15 protein-coding genes are annotated in these 19790 nt (G+C 57.0%); all 15 read left to right on the plus strand.

The features are described 5' to 3' along the window. Position 1: 1 nt before the first annotated feature. The 15 genes from V9K67_RS05975 to V9K67_RS06045 all read left to right on the plus strand — a co-directional run bounded on the left by V9K67_RS05975 (position 2) and on the right by V9K67_RS06045 (position 19743). Positions 2 to 1426, plus strand: a complete 1425-nt coding sequence (locus V9K67_RS05975) for an L-fucose/L-arabinose isomerase family protein (RefSeq protein ID WP_336720781.1) — start codon at positions 2 to 4, stop codon at positions 1424 to 1426. Positions 1427 to 1576: 150 nt separating this feature from the next. After that, positions 1577 to 2389: a transketolase gene (locus V9K67_RS05980; RefSeq protein WP_336720783.1), complete on the plus strand. Its 813-nt coding sequence runs from the start codon at positions 1577 to 1579 to the stop codon at positions 2387 to 2389. Positions 2390 to 2452: 63 nt separating this feature from the next. After that, entirely contained in the window at positions 2453 to 3421 is a 969-nt protein-coding gene (locus tag V9K67_RS05985) for a transketolase family protein (RefSeq protein ID WP_336720784.1), read from the plus strand. Positions 3422 to 3453: 32 nt separating this feature from the next. Further along, a complete protein-coding gene (locus V9K67_RS05990; protein ID WP_336720786.1) occupies positions 3454 to 4416 on the plus strand; it encodes a D-ribose ABC transporter substrate-binding protein in 963 nt (320 codons plus the stop codon). Between the two features lie 84 nt (positions 4417 to 4500). Next, a complete protein-coding gene (locus V9K67_RS05995; protein WP_336720787.1) occupies positions 4501 to 5136 on the plus strand; it encodes a DUF2291 domain-containing protein in 636 nt (211 codons plus the stop codon). Between the two features lie 183 nt (positions 5137 to 5319). Then, the gene (locus V9K67_RS06000; protein WP_336720789.1) at positions 5320 to 6825 is read left to right on the plus strand and encodes a sugar ABC transporter ATP-binding protein; all 1506 of its coding nucleotides are present in this window, start codon (positions 5320 to 5322) and stop codon (positions 6823 to 6825) included. Between the two features lie 4 nt (positions 6826 to 6829). After that, positions 6830 to 7831 (plus strand): ABC transporter permease, encoded by a 1002-nt coding sequence (locus tag V9K67_RS06005; protein ID WP_336720790.1) that lies wholly within the window; start codon positions 6830 to 6832, stop codon positions 7829 to 7831. 8 nt (positions 7832 to 7839) lie between these two features. Next, positions 7840 to 8451, plus strand: a complete 612-nt coding sequence (locus tag V9K67_RS06010; protein WP_336720791.1) for an SMI1/KNR4 family protein — start codon at positions 7840 to 7842, stop codon at positions 8449 to 8451. Positions 8452 to 8486: 35 nt separating this feature from the next. Beyond that, positions 8487 to 9989: an FGGY family carbohydrate kinase gene (locus V9K67_RS06015; RefSeq protein ID WP_336720793.1), complete on the plus strand. Its 1503-nt coding sequence runs from the start codon at positions 8487 to 8489 to the stop codon at positions 9987 to 9989. Positions 9990 to 10320: 331 nt separating this feature from the next. Continuing rightward, a complete protein-coding gene (locus tag V9K67_RS06020) occupies positions 10321 to 13506 on the plus strand; it encodes a SusC/RagA family TonB-linked outer membrane protein (protein WP_336720795.1) in 3186 nt (1061 codons plus the stop codon). 25 nt (positions 13507 to 13531) lie between these two features. Next, complete coding sequence (locus V9K67_RS06025) at positions 13532 to 14986, plus strand: RagB/SusD family nutrient uptake outer membrane protein (RefSeq protein ID WP_336720796.1); 1455 nt, start codon at positions 13532 to 13534, stop codon at positions 14984 to 14986. Between the two features lie 98 nt (positions 14987 to 15084). Further along, positions 15085 to 16497 (plus strand): DUF1593 domain-containing protein, encoded by a 1413-nt coding sequence (locus V9K67_RS06030; protein WP_336720797.1) that lies wholly within the window; start codon positions 15085 to 15087, stop codon positions 16495 to 16497. Positions 16498 to 16785: 288 nt separating this feature from the next. Next, positions 16786 to 17007, plus strand: coding sequence for a hypothetical protein (locus tag V9K67_RS06035; RefSeq protein WP_336720798.1), 222 nt, complete (start codon positions 16786 to 16788; stop codon positions 17005 to 17007). A gap of 579 nt (positions 17008 to 17586) precedes the next feature. Next, the gene (locus V9K67_RS06040) at positions 17587 to 18480 is read left to right on the plus strand and encodes an HAEPLYID family protein (RefSeq protein WP_336720799.1); all 894 of its coding nucleotides are present in this window, start codon (positions 17587 to 17589) and stop codon (positions 18478 to 18480) included. A gap of 102 nt (positions 18481 to 18582) precedes the next feature. Continuing rightward, complete coding sequence (locus V9K67_RS06045; protein ID WP_336720800.1) at positions 18583 to 19743, plus strand: acyltransferase family protein; 1161 nt, start codon at positions 18583 to 18585, stop codon at positions 19741 to 19743. The last annotated feature ends 47 nt before the right edge of the window (positions 19744 to 19790 follow it).

Consider the following 19790-nt stretch of genomic DNA (forward strand, 5'->3'; position numbering starts at 1 on the left):
AATGAAAACTAAAACAAACGAAAGAGTAAGCCTTGGTGTTATTATCGGCAACCGCGATTTCTTCCCCGACAGCCTGGTAGAGCAGGCCCGCGTGGAAGTGATCGAGACCTTTGAAAAGCTGGGGATTAAACCCATCCTGCTCGATACGAATCAAACGAAACTGGGAGGCGTGGAATCCTTCCGCGAGGCCCAGAAGTGCGCCGAGCTGTTCCGCACCTTTTCCGAAGAGATCGCCGGCGTGGTGGTGATCCTGCCCAACTTCGGCGACGAAAAAGGCGTGGCCGAAACCCTTAAGTGGTCCGGCCTGAACGTGCCCGTGCTGGTGCAGGCCTACCCCGACGACCTGAACAAGCTGGATGTGGCCCGCCGCCGCGACGCCTGGTGCGGCAAGATCTCCGTTTGCAACAACCTCTACCAGTTCGGTATCAAGTACTCCCTCACCTCCAAGCACGTGGTGCGGCTGAGCGATCCTTCCTTCATCGCCGACCTGCAGCGCTTTGTGTCGGTATGTAAGGTGGTGAAAGGCCTCAAAAAGGTGCGCATCGGTGCCGTAGGCGCCCGCCCCGGAGGTTTCAATACCGTTCGTTATTCCGAAAAAATACTGCAGCGCAACGGCATTTCCGTGGTCACCGTCGACCTGTCGGAAATCCTGGGCAATGCCAACCGCCTCACCAAGGACGACGCCGTGGTGAAAGAGCGCCTCGATAAGATCCGGTCCTATGCCCCTACCGGCCGCACGCCCCAGGATGCCCTGGTGCAGATTGCCAAGCTGGACGTGGTGCTGGCCGACTTCATGGAAGAACACGCCCTGGACGCCACCGCCATCCAGTGCTGGACTTCTTTGCAAAAGAACTACGGCTGCAACGTGTGCACCAGCATGAGCATGATGAGCGAGAACATGCTGCCCTCCGCCTGCGAAGTGGACGTGACCGGTACCCTGAGCATGTACGCCATGCAGCTGGCCTCCGGCTCGCCCAGCGCCCTGGTGGACTGGAACAACAACTACGCCGACGATGCCGAGAAAGTGGTGCTGTTCCACTGCGGTAACTGGGCCAAGTCGTTCCTGCCCGATATCGAGATCAGCAACGCCCCCATCCTGGGTACTACCGTAGGCGTGGAAAACACCTATGGCGCCCTGGCAGGCCGTACGCCGGCCATGCCGCTGACCTACGGCCGCATCAGCACCGACGATACCCGCGGTGTGATCAAGGCGTATATCGGCGAAGGCATGCTCACCGACGACGAGCTGAATACCTTTGGCAACCGCGCCGTGGCCAAGATCAACAACCTGGAAGGCCTGATGAATTACGTATGCCGCAACGGCTTCGAGCACCACGTGGTGATGAATGCCTCTAAAACCGCCGGCATCCTGAAAGAAGCCCTGGACAACTACATGGGCTGGGAAGTATACGAGCATCAGAACTAACAGCCTCCTATTCCGCAAACAAACCAGCAATCATAAGGAACCCGGGACCTTGTTCCCACCCGGCCCGGGTTCCTCTTTCCTTTCCGCCCCGGGCAGTGCCCCTTCTCCCTAAACCATTCATCCTAACTCTTCACGATTCACTATCTTGTTATGACCCTAAAAGAATTGACACAAAAATCAGTGGAATACCGGAAGGATATCCTTTCGAGCATCTTCCACGCCAAGGCCGGCCATACCGGCGGCAGCCTGTCGTGCATCGATATCCTGAATGTACTGTACAACCACACGCTGAAGGTGGACCCTGCCACCTTCACTTCGCCTGACCGCGACCGTTACATTCAAAGCAAGGGTCATTGCGTGGAAGCGCTCTTCGTGGTGCTGGCCGACAAAGGCTTTTTCCCCAAGTCCGACCTCGATACGCTTTGCCGCTACGGCTCGCACTACATCGGCCACCCCACCCGCAAGGTGAAGGGCGTGGAGCAGAATACCGGCGCCCTGGGCCACGGTCTTCCCATGAGCGTGGGCGCGGCCATTGCGGCCAAGATGGACAGCAAGCCGTACCGCGTATTTACCCTGCTGGGTGACGGCGAGCTGCCCGAAGGCTCCAACTGGGAGGCCGCCCTCACGGCCGCTCATTACAAGCTCGACAACCTGTGCGCCATCATCGACTACAACAAGCTGCAGATCACGGCTCCTACCGCCCAGGTGTGCAACACCCACCCCATCGACGCCAAGTTTGAAAGCTTCGGCTGGGCGGTGCGCCACGTGGACGGCCACAACATCGGAGAACTGGTGGAAACCTTCGACCAGCTGCCCTTTACCGATGGAAAACCGAGCCTGGTGATCGCCCATACCATCAAAGGCAAAGGCGTGAGCTACATGGAAAACGAGCTCAAATGGCACCATGGCGTTCCCTCCGAAAGCCAGTTGGAACAGGCGTTACAGGAGTTAGCGGCTGTGTAAGTTCCTGAGTTCAGTGCCCCAAACCTGATTCCCAATACCTAATATCAAATACCTTATTTCCAAATGGAAGCAGTAATCGAAATGAACAAAACCACCGGCAAGGCCAACCTCGACGTATTTTCCGGTACGTTGCAGCAGCTTGCCGAAACCGACCGCGATATCGTGGTGGTGACCTCCGATTCCCGTGGCTCGGGCAAGCTGACGCCCTTCGGGCAGAAGTTCCCGGCCCAGCACGTGGAAGTGGGCATAGCCGAGCAGAACCTTGTAGGCGTGGCCGCCGGCCTGGCCTCCTGCGGTAAAAAGACCTTTGCCGTTTCCCCCGCCTGCTTCCTCACCGCCCGTGCGCTGGAGCAGATCAAAAACGACGTGGCGTATTCCAACAACCCCGTGAAGCTGATCGGCATCAGTGCCGGCGTCAGCTACGGCGCCCTGGGATCCACCCACCACAGCCTGCACGACTTTGCCGCCCTGCGCGCCATCAACAACCTGCTGGTGGTAGCCCCGGCCGACAACTACGAGACCGAGCAGGCCATCCGCCTGGCAGCCGAAAGCGAGATTCCCGTGTACCTGCGCTTCGGCAAAAAGCCCATGCCCACCCTGCCCCAGGTTGGTGATGCTCCTTTTGTCTTCGGCAAGGGCCGCATCATCAAAGAAGGCACCAACCTGGTGCTGGTAGCTACCGGCGAAACCGTGTATCCTGCCCTGCAGGCGGCGGAAAAGCTGGAAAGCGATTTCAACCTGTCGGCCACCGTGGTGAGCATGCACACCATCAAGCCGCTCGATTACGAGCTGCTGGCCACCGTAGCGGCTACCGGCAAGCCCATTATCACCGTGGAAGAACACAGCGTGTACGGCGGCCTGGGCGAGGCCTGCGCCTCTTTCCTGATCCAAAACGGCTTCCGCAACCCGTTCAGGATCATGGGCATCCCCGACGAGTACACCGTTACCGGCTCGCAGGTGGAAATTTTCAACCACTATGGCCTGTCCGAAGAAGGCATTGCGGCCGCCGCTTTACAGCTGTTGAACGCGTAATTTCAAAATTTTTCGATTAACGATTTCTTGCTATGCTACAACAAAAAAATATCTTCCGGGCCGCCCTTCTGCTGCTGACGCTGGTCGTCCTGTTCCTGGCGCCCGGCTGCGGGTCGAAGGCGGAAGCGGGCGGTCCCAAGAAAATGGCCGTGATCGTTTCCACGCTCAATAACCCCTGGTTTGTGTTCCTGGCCGAAACGGCCGCGAAGCAGGCCAAGGAGCTGGGCTACGACGCCAAGATCTTCGATTCGCAGAACAATACCGCCCTGGAGACCGACCACTTCGAGAATGCCATCGCCTCGGGCTTCAGCGCCATCCTGTTCAACCCTACCGATGCGCAGGGTTCCGTGGCCAACGTCATGCGGGCGAAGAACGCCGGCGTCCCGGTCTTTTGCATGGACCGTGAAGTGAATACCACCGAGGGCGCCACCTCGCAGATCCTTTCCGACTCCTACTCGGGCTGCGTGGCCATCGGCAAGTATTTCGTGGAGAAAATGAACAAAAAGGGCAAGTACGTGGAGCTGCTGGGCCTTGTAGGGGATAACAACACCTGGAACCGCTCCAAGGGCTTTCACAGCCTGGTGGACTACTATCCCGGCCTGGTGATGGTGGCGCAGCAAAGCGCCGACTTCGACCGCAACAAGGCCATGGAAGTGCTCGAGTCCATCCTGCAGGCGCATCCCGACATCGACGGTGTTTTCTGCGGCAACGATGCCATGGCCATGGGCGCTTACCAGGCCCTGGTGGCCGCCGGCAAGGCCGACCACGTAAAAGTGTTTGGCTTCGACGGCGCCCAGGATGCGGTGGAAGCCATCCGTGACGGCAAGATCTCGGCTACCGCCATGCAGTTTCCCAAGGAAATGGCGGAGACCGCCGCCCGCTACGCCGACGAATACCTCAAAGGCAAACGCGATTTCCCGAAAAAAATGCCCGTGGCCGTCGAACTCGTCACCCAGCTGAATGTAGGCGACTACATGGCGTACGGGAAGAAATAGTTGACGCATTCACGAGTTTACAAGTTCACGAGTTGGTTCCGACCAATGTCTAATGACCATTGCCCATTGACCAAATAACCCTCCATGCAAAAAAGAGTATTGAAATACGTTGCCGGAATAGCTGCCCTGGTGGTGCTGGGGTACAATTCCGTTTATTTTAAAAAGCTGGACGAAGTGAAGGCCGCCTCGGCCTCCAAGCAGTTCGACGCCGTGACCTACGCCCGCAATTACCTGGGCAAACGGCTGAAACCCAGCCTGCACCAGGCCATCGAAGTGGGCGAGCTGACCACCCTGCTGCAGCTCGATCCCAAAGGAACCTTTGAAAAACATTCCCATGCCCTGGGCATCGGCAACATCCGCTTCTTCCTGGTAAAAGGCGAAGGCACCATCACCGCCCTGGGTGAAGACGCCGCAACCCTGGCCATCCAAAAAGACACGACTTCCCGGAAAGTAAAGATCGCCACCGAGTTCGTGTTCGGCAATGCCGTCCGCGACGCCTCCGGCCTCATTAATATCAACGAGTTCAACAACACGATGGACTTCAACAACGTGTCGGCCGAGATCAATAAAATTATCCGCAGCGAAGTGCTGCCGCCCTTTAAAAAGGCCGCCAAACCCGGCGACCGGGTGCAGTTCACCGGCGCCGTGGAGCTCAATCGCCTCCACGTGAGCACCGACAGCCTGGAGATCATTCCCATCTCCCTGGAAATTAAGAAATAGGGAATCGGTTAATTGGTGTATAAGGATTGAGGGGACCAGTTAACCTTAAAAGAAGCATAATAAACGATAAACGGGTAACCCGGAACTTAGAATAAAGGAACAGGCCGCGGAACCGAACTCGTAAAATCGTGAACTTGTGAACTCGTGAACTACTAACCACGTAAACCTTCAAACTTCAAGAAAGTGCTTGCCGTAGAAAACATAACAAAGAGATTTTCCGGGGTGACCGCCCTGGAGGATGTTTCCCTGGAGATTTTCCCGGGGAAGGTAACGGCCCTGCTGGGCGAGAACGGGGCGGGCAAGTCCACCCTGATGAAGATCCTCTCGGGGGTGTACACCACCTACGAGGGCCGCATCCTGTACAAGAACAACCCGGTGTTTTTTTCCGGCACCCGCGATGCCCAGGCCTGCGGCATCGCCATCATCCACCAGGAGCTGAGCCTGATCCCACATCTAAGCATCACCGAAAATATTTTCCTGGGCCGCGAGCTCCTCACCCGCTGGGGCATGCTCGATAAAAAGGCCATGCGTGCCCGCGTGCAGGAGCTGCTGCAAAAGCTGAAGCTGGCCGTGGCACCCGAAACGCTCATTTGCGACCTGAAGGTGGGGCAGCAGCAGGTTGTGGAGATCGCCAAGGCGCTGCTCGTGGAGTCGGAAGTGATCATCATGGACGAGCCCACCTCCGCCATCAGCGACCAGGAGGTGGACGTGCTCTTTGGCATTATCGACGACCTGCGGGCCGAGGGCAAAGCCATCGTGTACATCTCGCACAAGCTCGACGAGCTTTCCCGCATTGCCGACCGCTACATCGTGCTGCGCGACGGCCGCTTCATCGAGGCCGGCGAGCTGCGGGGCATGAGCCAGGACGCCCTCATTTGCAAGATGGTGGGCCGCGAAATAAAAATTATCCGCAACCGGGCGGAGGAAGGCAAGAAGGAAGAACTGCTGCGGGCCGAAGGCCTGAGCCTGCGCCACCCGGTAAAGAAAGACGAACACCAGCTGAAGCCCATGTCCTTTACGCTGCACCGCGGCGAGATCCTGGGCATCTTCGGGCTGATGGGAGCCGGGCGTACCGAGTTATTGGAAACCCTCTTTGGCCTGCATGCCCCCCGCAGCGGCGGACAGCTGTTCGTGGAAGGACAGGCCGTGCAGTTCCGCTCGCCTTCCGGCGCCATCAAGGGCGGGCTGGCCCTGGTGCCCGAAGACCGCAAGCAGGACGGACTGGTGCTGGGCCTGGATATCAAGACCAACATCAGCCTCACCACCCTGGCCGACCTGCAAAAAGGCGGCCTGCTCGACGGCTCCAAAGAGCTGCAGCTGGCGAAGAAATATATCTCGGAGCTGGGCATCAAGACCCCTTCGGAAGCGGTGGCCGCCAAGAACCTCAGTGGCGGTAACCAGCAGAAGGTGGTGCTGGCCAAGTGGCTGGCTACCGGTCCCAAGGTGCTGATGCTCGATGAGCCCACCCGCGGCATCGACATCAATGCCAAGAACGAAATCTATAAACTCATTCTGCAACTGGCCGCGGCCGGCCTGGGCATCATCGTCGTTTCCTCCGAGCTGCCCGAGATCCTGGCCCTGTCCGACCGCATACTGGTGCTTTGCGAAGGCGCCCTTACCGCCGAACTGCCGGCGGCCCAAGCTACCGAAAACAACATTTTAAAAGCTGCTTTACCTAAAACGAATTGATTGTATGGATGCCATCATGAACCTCAAAAAGAACGCAGGAGCCAAAGGCCGCGCCGGATCGCTGGCCCAGTTCCAGTCGCTCATCGCCCTGTTCCTCCTGTGCCTGGCCATCAGCCTGTTGTCCGATAAGTTTTTTACCGTCGCCAACGGCTGGAACGTGCTGCGGCAGATCTCGGTGAACATCTGCATCTCCGTGGGCATGACGCTGGTGGTGCTCACCGCAGGCATCGACCTGTCGGTAGGCTCGGTGCTGGCCCTTTGCGGCGCCCTCACGGCCGGCCTGCTGAAAAACGGCATCGAGCTGCCGGCCAATAACCTCTATATCGGCTTTACGATGCTGGGCGCCGTGCTCATCGGCATGCTGGCCGGCGCCGGCATGGGCGTGTTCAGCGGCTGGACCATCACCCGCTTCAAGGTGCCGCCCTTCGTGGCTACGCTGGCCATGCTCACCATCGCCCGCGGCTTTACCATGCTGTGGACCGGCGGCTTTCCCATCTCGGGCCTGGGCGAGAACTTCGCCTTCCTGGGCACCGGCTGGCTGCTGGGCATTCCCGTGCCGGTCTGGATCTCCGGGCTGATCGTGGTGGGCGCCGTGGTGCTGACCAAGAAAACAAGGCTGGGACGGTATATTTACGCCATCGGCGGCAACGAGAATGCGGCCCGCCTGTCCGGCATCAACATCAATAGAATTAAGCTGGCAGTATACACTATAGCCGGTGCGCTGGCGGCCGTAGGCGGCATCATCGTCACCTCGCGCCTCGACTCGGCCCAGCCCAACGCGGGCATCAGCTACGAGCTCGATTCCATTGCGGCCGTAGTGATCGGGGGTACTTCGCTTTCCGGCGGCAAGGGCAGCATCCTGGGTACCGTGCTGGGCGCCATCATCATCGGCGTGCTGAATAACGGCCTCGTGCTGCTCAACGTATCGCCCTTCTGGCAGCAGGTGGTGAAAGGCCTCGTGATCCTGCTGGCCGTGATCATCGATAAAGCCAACACCAAGGAATAGTTATGATTATGGCCGTCCAAACAGAAATATTCAAAAGTTTCGACCTGGGGCGTTTCTGGGATGACAATGATTTTTCCCTGAACGAATACCGCGAGAGCCCGCCTTCGGCGGATTTGATTGCCTCAATCGAGGAGGAGCTGGGTTACCGGCTTCCGGCTTCCTATATCGCCCTGATGCAGACCGCCAACGGGGGCATGCCGGTGAATACCTGCTTTCCCACCCGCGAAGCGACCTCCTGGGATGCCGGCCACGTGGCTATTTGCGGTATCTTCGGCATCGGCCGTACCCGCAACTATTCGCTTTGCGGCCCCTTCGGCAGTCCCTTTATGATCCGGGAGTGGGGCTATCCCGCCGATGGCGTGTACATCTGCGACTGCCTCTCGGCCGGCCACGACATGATCCTGCTGGATTATACGCGCTGCGGCCCCGGGGGCGAGCCCGAAGTGGTGCACGTGGACCAGGAGCGGGGTTTTCGCAAAACCTTCCTGGCAAAGGATTTCGAGACCTTTATCCGGGGCCTGGTGAGCGCCGACCTGTACGACGCGCCGCTGGAAGACCTGGAAGCCCTGAAGGAGGGCTGTTATTCCGATATTTTGAAGATCCTCGCCGCCAGCGAGTAATCCTACCAATAAAAAAACAGTATAAACAGAAGATCATGATTCTCTCAATAGACCAGGGTACCAGCAGCACCAAGACCGTTCTTTTCGACGCTGAAGGAAAAGTGGCGGCCCGGGCTTCCGAGCCGTTAAAGACGCATTATGGCGCAGACGGCCACGTGGAGCAGGACCCCGAAGAAATTTACCGCAACGTGCTGGCCTCGGTAGGCGCCTGCCTGGACGACTTCCGCTCCAGGGGCGGCGATGTGGCGGCCATCAAAGCCTGCGGCATCTCCAACCAGCGCGAAACCTTCGTGGTTTGGGACGGGGCCGGCGAGCCGCTGTACCATGCCGTGGTATGGCAGTGCAAGCGCTCGGTAGGCATTTGCGAAGAACTGAAAAGCGAAGGCATGGAGCCCCTGATCCGCAAGCGGACCGGCCTCATTGCCGACCCTTATTTTTCGGGCTCGAAAATGATCTGGCTGTACCGCAACGTGGAAAAGGTGCGTGCCGCGGTGGACGCGGGCAACGCCTATTTTGGTACGGTGGATACCTGGCTGCTCTATAAGCTGACCGGCGGCCAGCGCTACCTCACCGACTTTACCAATGCTTCCCGCACCCTGTTCTTCAACCTCACGGAGCTTTCGTGGGATAAGGAATTGCTGGCGCTGTTCGGGCTTTCCCGCCTGAACCTGCCGGGGCTGGAGCCTTCCTCCTCCTCCTTTGGGGCATCCACCTTCGAAGGCCTGCTGCCGGCTGCCCTGCCCATTACGGCTATGATCGGCGATTCGCATGCCGCCGCCTTCGGCGAGGGGTGCTTTGCGCCGGGCACGGCCAAGGCCACGCTGGGTACCGGCTGTTCCATTTTGATGAACATCGGTTCCGAGCCCAAAACCTCCGAAACGGGCATGATCACCACCATCTGCTGGAGCACCGAATACCGCCTCGACTATGCCTTCGAAGGAGCGATTGTTTCCTGCGGCGCCACGGTGGAATGGCTTAAAAACGAAATGGGCCTGTTCTCCGACAGCCGCCAGACCGAAGCCATGGCCACTGCCGTGCCCGACAACGGCGGCGTGTACCTGGTGCCGGCCTTCAGCGGCCTGGGCGCACCTCACTGGGACATGAACCGCAAGGCCTCCATTTCCGGGCTGACCTTCGGCAGCAGCAAGAACCACGTGGTTCGGGCGGCGCTCGAATCCATTCCCTACCAGATCAAGGACGTGGTCGTGGCCATGGAAGCCGATACCGGCATCCCGCTGCAGCAGCTGATGGCCAACGGCGGCATTACGTCCAACCAATTTGTCCTCCAGTTTATTTCCGATATCCTGGGTTGTCCCGTGGCGGGCATCGGCATGCCCGATGTGTCGGCCCTGGGCGCCGCCTACCTGGCCGGCCTCAAGGTGGGCATCTACCGCGACCTGGAGCATTTGAAATCCCTGAACGAACATAAATCCGTTATTCATCCCGGTCCCGATGTCAAAAAGGTAGCTGCCTGGTATAAAGGCTGGCTGGAAGCTTTGAACGAAACGCAGGTGAAGCAGCAGGAGCTGGTTTCATAAGATACCAAATTGGTGAGGGGCCTGAAAGGGCCCTTCACTTTTAAAAGCCATATAAAGAATCATTCGATACGGCTTCTTTCTTTTGCTTTCGTTTTTTCTTTTATTATCATAAAATAAATCTTTCGGAAAAAATTTTTGTGTTCAAAAAGCCTTTAACTTGGTAAAACGAAAGAAGACGTAAGTGTCCGAAAGAAGATGTGGGGCGGGAAACGTGACGAACCGGAAAGTCCTTAGCCCTGACCGGGGCCTTATCCTTTACTACTGCTATCACTGATTTTATACTAACGATACGCATGGGTCTTGCCCATGTTCTTATTTTAAACAATGCCATATGAAGAAGATTCTATCCTTCTCGCTTGCTGTCTGCTGCATGCTCTCATCGTATGCACAAACCCGCCCGGTCACCGGCCGCATCGTGGGCTCGGATAAAGGCGACGCCCTCAACGGGGTCTCCATCCGGGTAAAAGGCTCCGATGTGGGCACTACCACCGACGCCAACGGCCGCTTCTCCCTCAACGTCCCCTCGGGCAACAACATCGTGCTGATCGTCTCCAACGTGGGATTTAAGGAACAGGAAGTAACCATTGGTAACAAAGGCGAACTGTCCATTACGCTTTCCTCCGACGCCAAGGCCCTCGATGATGTAGTGGTGGTGGGTTATGGCACCCAAAAGAAAAGAGCCGTGACCGGTTCGGTGGTTTCCGTAGGCTACGACCAGTTCAAGGACCGCTCCTTTGCCAACGTGGCCCAGTCGCTGGAAGGCGCCATCGCCGGGGTGAACATCACCACCTCGCAGGGCGCGCCGGGCTTTGGTCCCACCATCAAGATCCGCGGCAACAGCTCCATTACCGCCGGTACCACGCCGCTCTATGTGGTGGACGGCATGGCGCTGGAAAACTTCGACCTGAACCAGATCAACCCCCAGGATATCCAGTCCGTGGAAGTGCTGAAAGATGCCGCTTCCTCGGCCATTTACGGTTCCCGCGGCGCCAACGGCGTCATCCTGGTGACCACCAAGCTGGGAAAATCAGGCAAGCCCCAGGTGGCCGTGACGCTGGAGCGCGGCTTTTCTAAAGTAAACCGCAAGGTAGAAATGATGGATGCGCAGCAGTGGATCCAGTATTATATCGATGCGCGCAACAATGCCTGGGTGCTCCTCGATCCCGTGAACAATAAAGCCACCGACGACAACGCCAAAAGAGCGCTGGTGAGCGGTGCCAAGAACTACATGATCCCGCCCGACTTCCTGACCAACCCCGCCCAGTTCGGCAAAGGCACCGACTGGCAGGACGTCGTCTTCCGCAAGGCAACCACCAACAATGCGCAAGTGTCTTTAAGCGGCGGTACCGATAAGACCAGCTACCTGTTCTCCGCCGGCTACCTCGACCAGGAAGCCGTGGTGATCGAAAACTTTTACAAGCGCCTCTCGCTGCGCACCAACATCCGCCAAAAGATCTCCGAGCGGGTGACCGCCGGCCTGAACGTGGCCTTTACCGGCTCGCACGACCGCACCGACGGCACTTCCGGAAAAAGCGACGTCATCAGCCTGGCCATTCAAAGCGACCCGATCTTTCCGGAATACAACGAAAAAGGCACCCTGGGCTTCCTCGACCCCACCTCCAGCTGGAGCCGCTTCCAGACCTATGGCGTACAGCTGTGGCACCCCTACTCCCTCATCAGCTATGCCGACAAGCTGAATAAGACCTATAACACGCTGGCGAACGGGTACGTGGAAGTAAAGCCCATTAAGGACCTGACCCTGAAGGGAAGCCTGAGCGGCAACCTGACCAACAACAACTACAACTGGTACTGGGAGCAGAACCAGGGTTACGGTTATTCGAGCGTGCTGCCGGCACAGGCCACCTCCCGCAGCCTGTCGTCCCGCAACTGGCAGAGCGAGTTTACCGCCAACTACAATAAAACCTTCGGCGACCATACCCTCGGCGCCATCGCCGGCTACAGCGCCCAAAAGCAACGCTACGATTCCCTGACCGTCAATGCCGGCGACTTCCCCAACGACCTGGTACGCACCATCAATGCCGCGGGAACCATCACCAAGCCTTCCGCCGGCAACGGCGCCGGCGAATGGTCGCTGCTGTCGGTGCTGGGCCGCGTCAGCTACGGCTTTAAGAACCGCTATTTCCTGAACGCCACCCTCCGCCGCGACGGCAGCTCGCGCTTCGGACCTGCCTCCAAATGGGGTACCTTCCCCTCCGTTTCCGGTGCCTGGCTGGTGTCGGACGAGGAGTTCATGAAAAACCTGGGCGCCGTGACCAACCTGAAGCTGCGGGTCAGCTACGGACAAACCGGCAACAACCTTATTCCCAACTACGGCTCCGTATCGCTGCTGGGCACCTCCCGCTACGTCAACGGCACCACGCCGGTCAACGGCCTGCGCACGATCTCCATCGCCAACCCGAACCTCAAATGGGAAAAGACCGACCAGTACAACATCGGCTTCGACCTCGCCCTGCTGAACAACCGGTTGAACATTACCGCCGATGCCTATAAATCCGTGACCAAGGACATGCTGCTGAACGTGCCGGTACCTGCCTACACGGGCTTTACCACCCAGCTGACCAACATCGGCAGCATGGAAAACAAGGGCGTGGAACTGGGTATCAACAGCAAGAACATCAACGGCCCTGCGTTCCGCTGGAGCACCGACTTCAACATCTCCCTGAACCGCAACAAGGTGCTGAAGCTGGGACCGAACAACGCACCGATCGAGATCGACGAATGGGGCTATTTTGTAACCGAAGTGGGTCAGCCTCTTTCGAACTACAAAGGCTACATTTTCGACGGCATATACAACAACCAGCAAGAGGTAAATAATTCCGTGCACTATGCCGGTGCCGCCCCCGGCGACCCCATCATCCGGGATTATAACGGCGACAAGAAGATCGACGCCGGCGACCGGGCTATCCTGGGCAACGCGCAGCCCGACTTCACCGCCGGCCTGACCAACACGTTTTCGTACAAAGGTTTCGAGTTCTCCTTTATGCTGCAGGGCGTTTACGGAAACGAGATCTGGAACCAGCAGACAAGGTTCAGCAAGTTCTGGAACGACAGCCGCAACTCCTACGCCGCTTCCGCCAACTACTGGAAGTCGGAGCAGAACCCCGGCGACGGCAAGACCTTCAAGCCTTATGCTACCTTCCCGGCAACCGCCCAGGGCAAGGGCGCCTTCATCACCGGTTACTCCAACTACTGGATGGAAGACGGCAGCTTTACCCGCATCAAGAACATCCGTGTCGCGTATTCGCTGCCCCAGGGCCTGCTGCGCCGCACCTCTATCCGCAATGCCCGGATCTATGCCAACGCCGAGAACGTGCACGTGTTCAGCAAGTATGTAGGCTTCGATCCCCAGAACAGCACCTATTCGGTGGGTACCTCCTCGCAGCCCGGCGCCAACGGCGGCAACTCCAACACCCCTCCGGGGCTGATGCTGGGCGCGGATTACGGCGCTTACCCCATCCCGTTTGTGATGACGTTCGGACTGAAGCTTGATTTTTAATTTATTAACCGCAAGAACTACGAAAATGAAAATCTTAAATAAAAAGAAGCTCCTGGTCATCCTGGCTGCCGCCTGCATGGCTGTCAGCTGCAAAAAAAGTTTCCTGGAGCTGGCCCCGGTATCCAATGCCAACGTGAACGCGGTGTTCAAGACCCGGTCGGATTTCGACCTGGCCGTCAACGCCGCTTATTCCACGCTCTATACCATTTATGCTCCCAAGGGCGCCATGTCCTTTACCGGCGAGCTGATGTCCGATAACGCCACGGTCTCCACCCTGGCCATTTCGGGCTCGTTCACCATCGTGGACCAGCAGGCGTTCCGCGATTACTCCATTACTTCCGCCAATACCGGCGTGTACCAGTTCTGGGTAGATCATTATACCTCGCTTTACCAGGTAAACATCGTGCTGGATAAGATCGCCGGCGCTTCGCTGGACGAAGCCTATAAAAAGCAGGTGGTGGCGGAGATGAAGTTCCTGCGGGCCTTGTATTATTTCAACCTGGTGCAGTTGTTCGGCGACGTGCCCCTGGTGACCACGCCCATCGTAGGCGAAGAGGCCTATGCCATGAAGCGTTCGCCCAAGGCCGACGTGTATAAGCTGATCACCGACGACCTGAAGGCCGCCGCAGCGGACCTGACCGAGCCGGGCAGCGAGCCCGCCAAGGGAAGGGCCTCCAAAGGCGCCGCCAAGACCCTGCTGGGCAAGGTGTACCTGACCATGGGCGACAAGGCCGCCGCGGCACAGGTGCTGAAGGAAGTGTACGATGCCTATAACGGCACCAAGTACGACCTGCTTCCCAGCTTTTCTTCGCTCTGGGGCAATACCACGGCGCACAAGAATACCAAGGAATCGATCTTCGAGATCCAGTACCTGGGTGGCGCCGCCAACCCGTACAGCACCTACTGGTCGGCCTTTGCCCCCTTCGAGAACTTTGCCATTACCAAGTACGGCGGCGGGATGAATATGGTGACCGACGACCTGTACAACGAGTACGAAGCCACGGACAGCCGCAGGGATGCTTCTTTCTTCACGGGTTATACCAAAGGCACCACCTTCGTGCCCATCAAGTTCAATAAAAAGTGGGTGGACCAGACCGCGCCCCTGGACGGCAGCGTGGAAGCCAGCAACAACAACTTCATGATCCTGCGTTATGCCGATGTGTTGCTGCTGCTGACGGAAGCCACCGGCGATCCGCAATACATGAATAAGGTACGGGCCCGGGCCGGCGTGCCGCTCTACGGCACCCCCAACTATCCCTCGGCCAAGTACCCGACCATCGAGCTGGCCGTGGAGCATGAGCGCCGCATGGAGTTCGCCCTGGAGTTCCACCGCTGGTTCGACCTGAAACGTACCGGCCGTGCCGTGCCGGTGCTGTCGGCCAAGGGCAAGGCGATCAATGCCGATAAGCTGTTGCTGCCGGTGCCCCAGTACGCGCTGAACCAGAATCCGAACCTGCAGCCCCAGAACAAGGGATATTAATAGCTGCACTTTTTGTATACGACAAGTACAAGGCTGCAAAAGGAGAATACCTTTGCAGCCTTTTTGTTAGGTTCTTTCTTCTTTCATAACCATTCACTATGACTAGGCTTAGAAACCTTTTTTTGCTTTTCCTGTTTTCCGTAAGTATTTCTTCCGTTCGGGCCCAGGAGCCCGCCAAAAAGCTGCGGGTGCTGGTGCTGACCGACATTGAAAACGAACCCGACGACCAGCAGTCTTTGGTCCGCTTCCTCACCTACTGCAACCAGTGGGACGTGGAGGGGCTGGTGGCCACCACCTCGGTGCACCAGAAGAAAAGGGTGGCGCCCGAGCGCATACGCGAGATCGTGTCCGCCTACGGCAAGGTGCGCAACAACCTGTTGCTGCACGAGAAAGGCTATCCCGACACCGCTTATTTAACCAGCATCATCAAGTCCGGTTTTTCCGATTTCGGGATGGGCGCCGTGGGCCCGGGCAGGGACAGCGAGGGCGCTGACTGGATCATCAAAACCCTTGACAAGGCCGACGACCGGCCGGTATGGGTGCTGGTGTGGGGCGGCGCCAACTGCCTGGCGCAGGCGCTCTGGAAGGTGCAGATGACCCGTTCGCCCGGCGAGGTGGACCGCTTCGTGTCGAAGCTGCGGGTGTACACCATATCCGACCAGGATGATTCCGGTCCCTGGATCCGCAAAACCTTTCCCGGGCTGTTTTACATCTGCAGTCCCGGTTACCATGCCAGGGGTGCGTACCACCATGCCACCTGGACGGGCATCAGCGGCGACAAGTTCCACGGCCGGTTTTCGGGCGCCGATTTCAGCATCGTGGACAATCCCTGGCTGGACCAGCATATCCGCACCAACCACGGTCCTTTGGGCGCCCTGCACCCGCACACCAAGTTCCTGATGGAAGGCGATACCCCGAGTTTTTTATACTTAATTCCGAACGGGCTGGGCGATTCCGAGCATCCCGACTGGGGCAGCTGGGGCGGCCGCTACGAGTTTTACACGCCCCGCCTTCAAAAATGGTTTTATGAGCCCGAGACGCGGCCCTTCTGGAGCAATGCCGAGGACGAGGTGATGGGCGTCGACAGTGCGTATCAAACGAGCAACAAGGCTACCATCTGGCGCTGGCGCCAGGCCTATCAGAATGATTTTGCCGCCCGCATCGACTGGACGGTGCAGCCCTATAAAAAGGCCAACCACCCGCCGGTGGCGAAGCTGGCCCATGCCGCTGAAATTAAAGTAAAGGCCGGCGAAACGGTGGTGCTGGATGCCTCTCCCTCCACCGACCCGGACGGCAACCACCTGCAGGTGGAATGGATCCACTACCGCGAAGTAGGCACCTATGAAGGCCGGAATGCCGTTGCCATCCAGAACAACCGCCAGGCAAAAGCCTCCTTTGTGGCGCCGGCCGTTACCCGTCCCGAAACGGTCCATTTCATTGCCGCCGTCACCGACAACGGCGAGCCCGCCCTGACCCGCTACCAACGGGTGGTCGTTACCGTTTTACCGTAAAGGCACCTCACCCCGTCCCCCGCAAGCGGGGGCCACCCCTCTCCAAAATGGAGAGGGGATGCGTGGCTTCGCGGGAGCAGCTTACGACAACTGATAAGCATGTTGTGTCGTGACGCTTCTGCTTAAGACCTGATCACGTAACCCGTAATTGTATTCCGGGTAAGGACGCTTCGACCTATTAATTCTTAGGATAACCTGAACTTACCCGGAATGCAATTCCGGGGTGACGTTCTATGAATGCCTGTGCGAACGTTAAGCCCCGAAATGCAAACTGCTAAACTTATCCTTGTGAATTTTCAAGAAAAGGTGCATGACTTTGTTCATTTCTTAGAAGCGGCTGCAGCATACCCGGATGACGCTGCATTACAAAGAGTGGTAGCAATTTTAAAGGATGCCAAGTCGGAGAATGAGTTGAGGAGCAAAAGTCTGATCAATAGAATTTGGATGGATTGTGTGAAAAGTTGGTCAACCATTAATAGAATATCTAACTTTTTAGAATCGGTAACATGATAAATGAAGGAAACAGATATTTTAAACGGCCATGGGGCGAGACTACAGGAGATCCATTGACAGATGAATGGGGGCCCTCCGTTTATTATTTCGAGACCGACCAAACGGGCGATGTTCTCCGCCAATTACAGGTTTTTTCAAATGGCAGGCGATTAAAATACACTCCGGAATATTTGCAGGACGAATATGGTGGCTTATCAGACGTGCTATTGGACCTGGAAGAGTTTAGGGAGTTTGAAATTTCAAGGGAAGAATTTGATCAGGTATGGCTCCGGTGAAAGTAGGCAACGTTGAATTGTAAACTGGGTTGATTGAAAAATAGCTTTGACAAAATTCGGTGGGAAATTGATGAAGCGGAAAGAAGAATCAGTGCTGCTATCCGGGACAAATTTCTTTATGACGCAAAATGATACAGTACTATTCATAGAAGAGAAAATGATAAAGGCAATAAAGCAATCAAAGGGCTATTTCCTAATGGATTAACAGAAATATAACCGTCATTAAGATCCGATTAAAATCAAATCGGGCCGCCTGCTGCTTCAGAAAGATGGGCCATTTTTGGCCAAAAGTTGAATGAAGATGCGCCTGACTGTTCTGACCCTCCTGACCTTTTTGGCTGTTACCCGTGCCCAGGCACAGACGGAACAGGAGATCAACGAAACAAAAGACAGCCTGTATATTGTGGAAGTAGAGGACCGGCTCGAGCCCGATAAAGTACTGCATGCCGAACCCCTGTACATCGACCTGATCCGCGACCTGGGCGCCCGCAAAGGCGAAAAGGAATGGAACATCGGCATGGGATTGACCGACAACAATACGTACGATCACTATACCGCCCTGGTGGAATACGAATGGGCGCCCGTCAACCGCCTGGGCCTGGAAGTGGAGCTTCCTTTTTCCTTTTATTACCCTACCAGCCGGAACGCCTCTGCCCCGGCCAGCCAATTAAATAGCCTCAAATTGGCGGCCCAATACTCTTTCTTCGTTTCGGAGCAGTTGAAGACCAGCATGGCCGTGGGCTACATCCAGGAATTCGAATTGACCCAATTCCATCGCTACGGCAAAGGAAAACTATTCACCGGCAATGTGTATAACCCCTTCTTTGTAGCTGCCAAGCGGTGGGGCAACAACTTTCACACCCTGCTGTATACGGGTCCCGCCATCCAGTCCCATTTTGGCGGCCACGCCACCCATACCAGCTGGCAGATCAACAGCAACGTTCACTACATGATCCCGGGAACGAGAAACTTCATCGGGGTAGAGGTCAATAAAACTGCCCAAAAGGGCGATTTCGATATGACGCTCCGGCCCCAGATGCGGGTAGGCGTTGCCGAAAATTTATTGGTAGGAATTGTTACCGGTGTTCCGATCAGTAGGGAGAACGAGCGATTCAGCTCTTTTTTGCGGCTCATTTATGAGCCAGGACATAAAAAGAGCCTACATACAGGGCGATTCCGGCCGTTGCCGGTATAAGGAAAGCACCTTATTGACCAGCATAAGCAACTGGCACGTAGCAACGATTGTGTTAAATTGCAATTTTATAAACGATTTGCAAAACCCTGATCATTGCCCATTATGAAGACCAGTTCCCTGGCGGCAAAGCCGCATTACCCCGTACTCGATGGCCTGCGTGGCGTTGCCGCCCTGATGGTGGTTGCCTTTCACTTGTTTGAGGCCCATGCCACCAGCCGCTTCAACCAGATCATCAACCATGGCTACCTGGCCGTGGACTTCTTTTTCCTGCTTTCGGGCTTTGTGATCGGCTATGCCTATGACGATCGCTGGGGCAAAATGACCTTCGGCACCTTTTTCCGCCGCCGCCTGGAACGGCTGCAGCCGATGGTGGTGATGGGCATGATCGTCGGCGCCGTTTGTTTTTATTTCGGGGCGGGCGCCTACTGGCCGGCCATCGCCCAAACGCCCGTTTGGAAAATGCTGCTGGTAATGGTCATCGGCTTTACCATGATACCGGTACCGCCTTCGATGGATATCCGGGGCTGGAAAGAAACCTACCCGCTGGACGGCCCGGGCTGGTCGCTCTTTTTCGAATATGTTGTGAATATCCTGTACGGCCTGTTTGTCCGGAAATTTTCGAAAGCAGTGCTGGCGGTGCTGGTGGCGCTGTCGGCCGCCGTGCTGGTGCATTATACCGTTACCGGTCGCGGCGACGTGATCGGCGGTTGGTCGCTCGACGCCCGGCAGTTGCGCATCGGCTTTACACGGGTGCTATTCCCCTTCTTTGCCGGCCTGCTGCTGTTTCGTGTGTCCAAAGTGCGGCAGATCAAAAATGGCTTCCTCTGGAGCTCCTTACTGGTAATGGCCGTCCTGGCCATGCCCCGCATCGGCGGCCGCGAACACCTGTGGCAGAACGGCCTCTATGAATCTTTTAGCATTATCTTCCTGTTTCCGCTGATCGTGTACCTGGGTGCGGGTGGCGCCCCCGAAAGCAATATGGCCAAACGGGCCTGCAAGTTTTTAGGCGATATTTCCTATCCCATTTACATGACCCACTACCCGCTGATCTACATCTATACGGCCTGGGTGCAAGACAACAAAATTTCATTAGGGGAAGGGCTCCCGTGGGCTGGGCTGGTATTCCTGTCGTCCATAGTCCTCGCATATGCTTGCCTGAAGCTTTACGATGAACCGGTGCGTGCCTGGTTAAAGAAAAAGGCCGCAGCTCCGGCGGTGAAGCAAATTTCCAAAGAGAAATCGGTTCCTGCGGAAATGGAATAAGGTACTGTGTTATCAATGACAAGAAGGACAAAGCGCTACTTTAAGAC

Source organism: Huijunlia imazamoxiresistens (assembly GCF_037132455.1).
In the GTDB taxonomy this organism is placed as follows: Bacteria; Bacteroidota; Bacteroidia; order Chitinophagales; family Chitinophagaceae; genus Flavisolibacter; species Flavisolibacter imazamoxiresistens.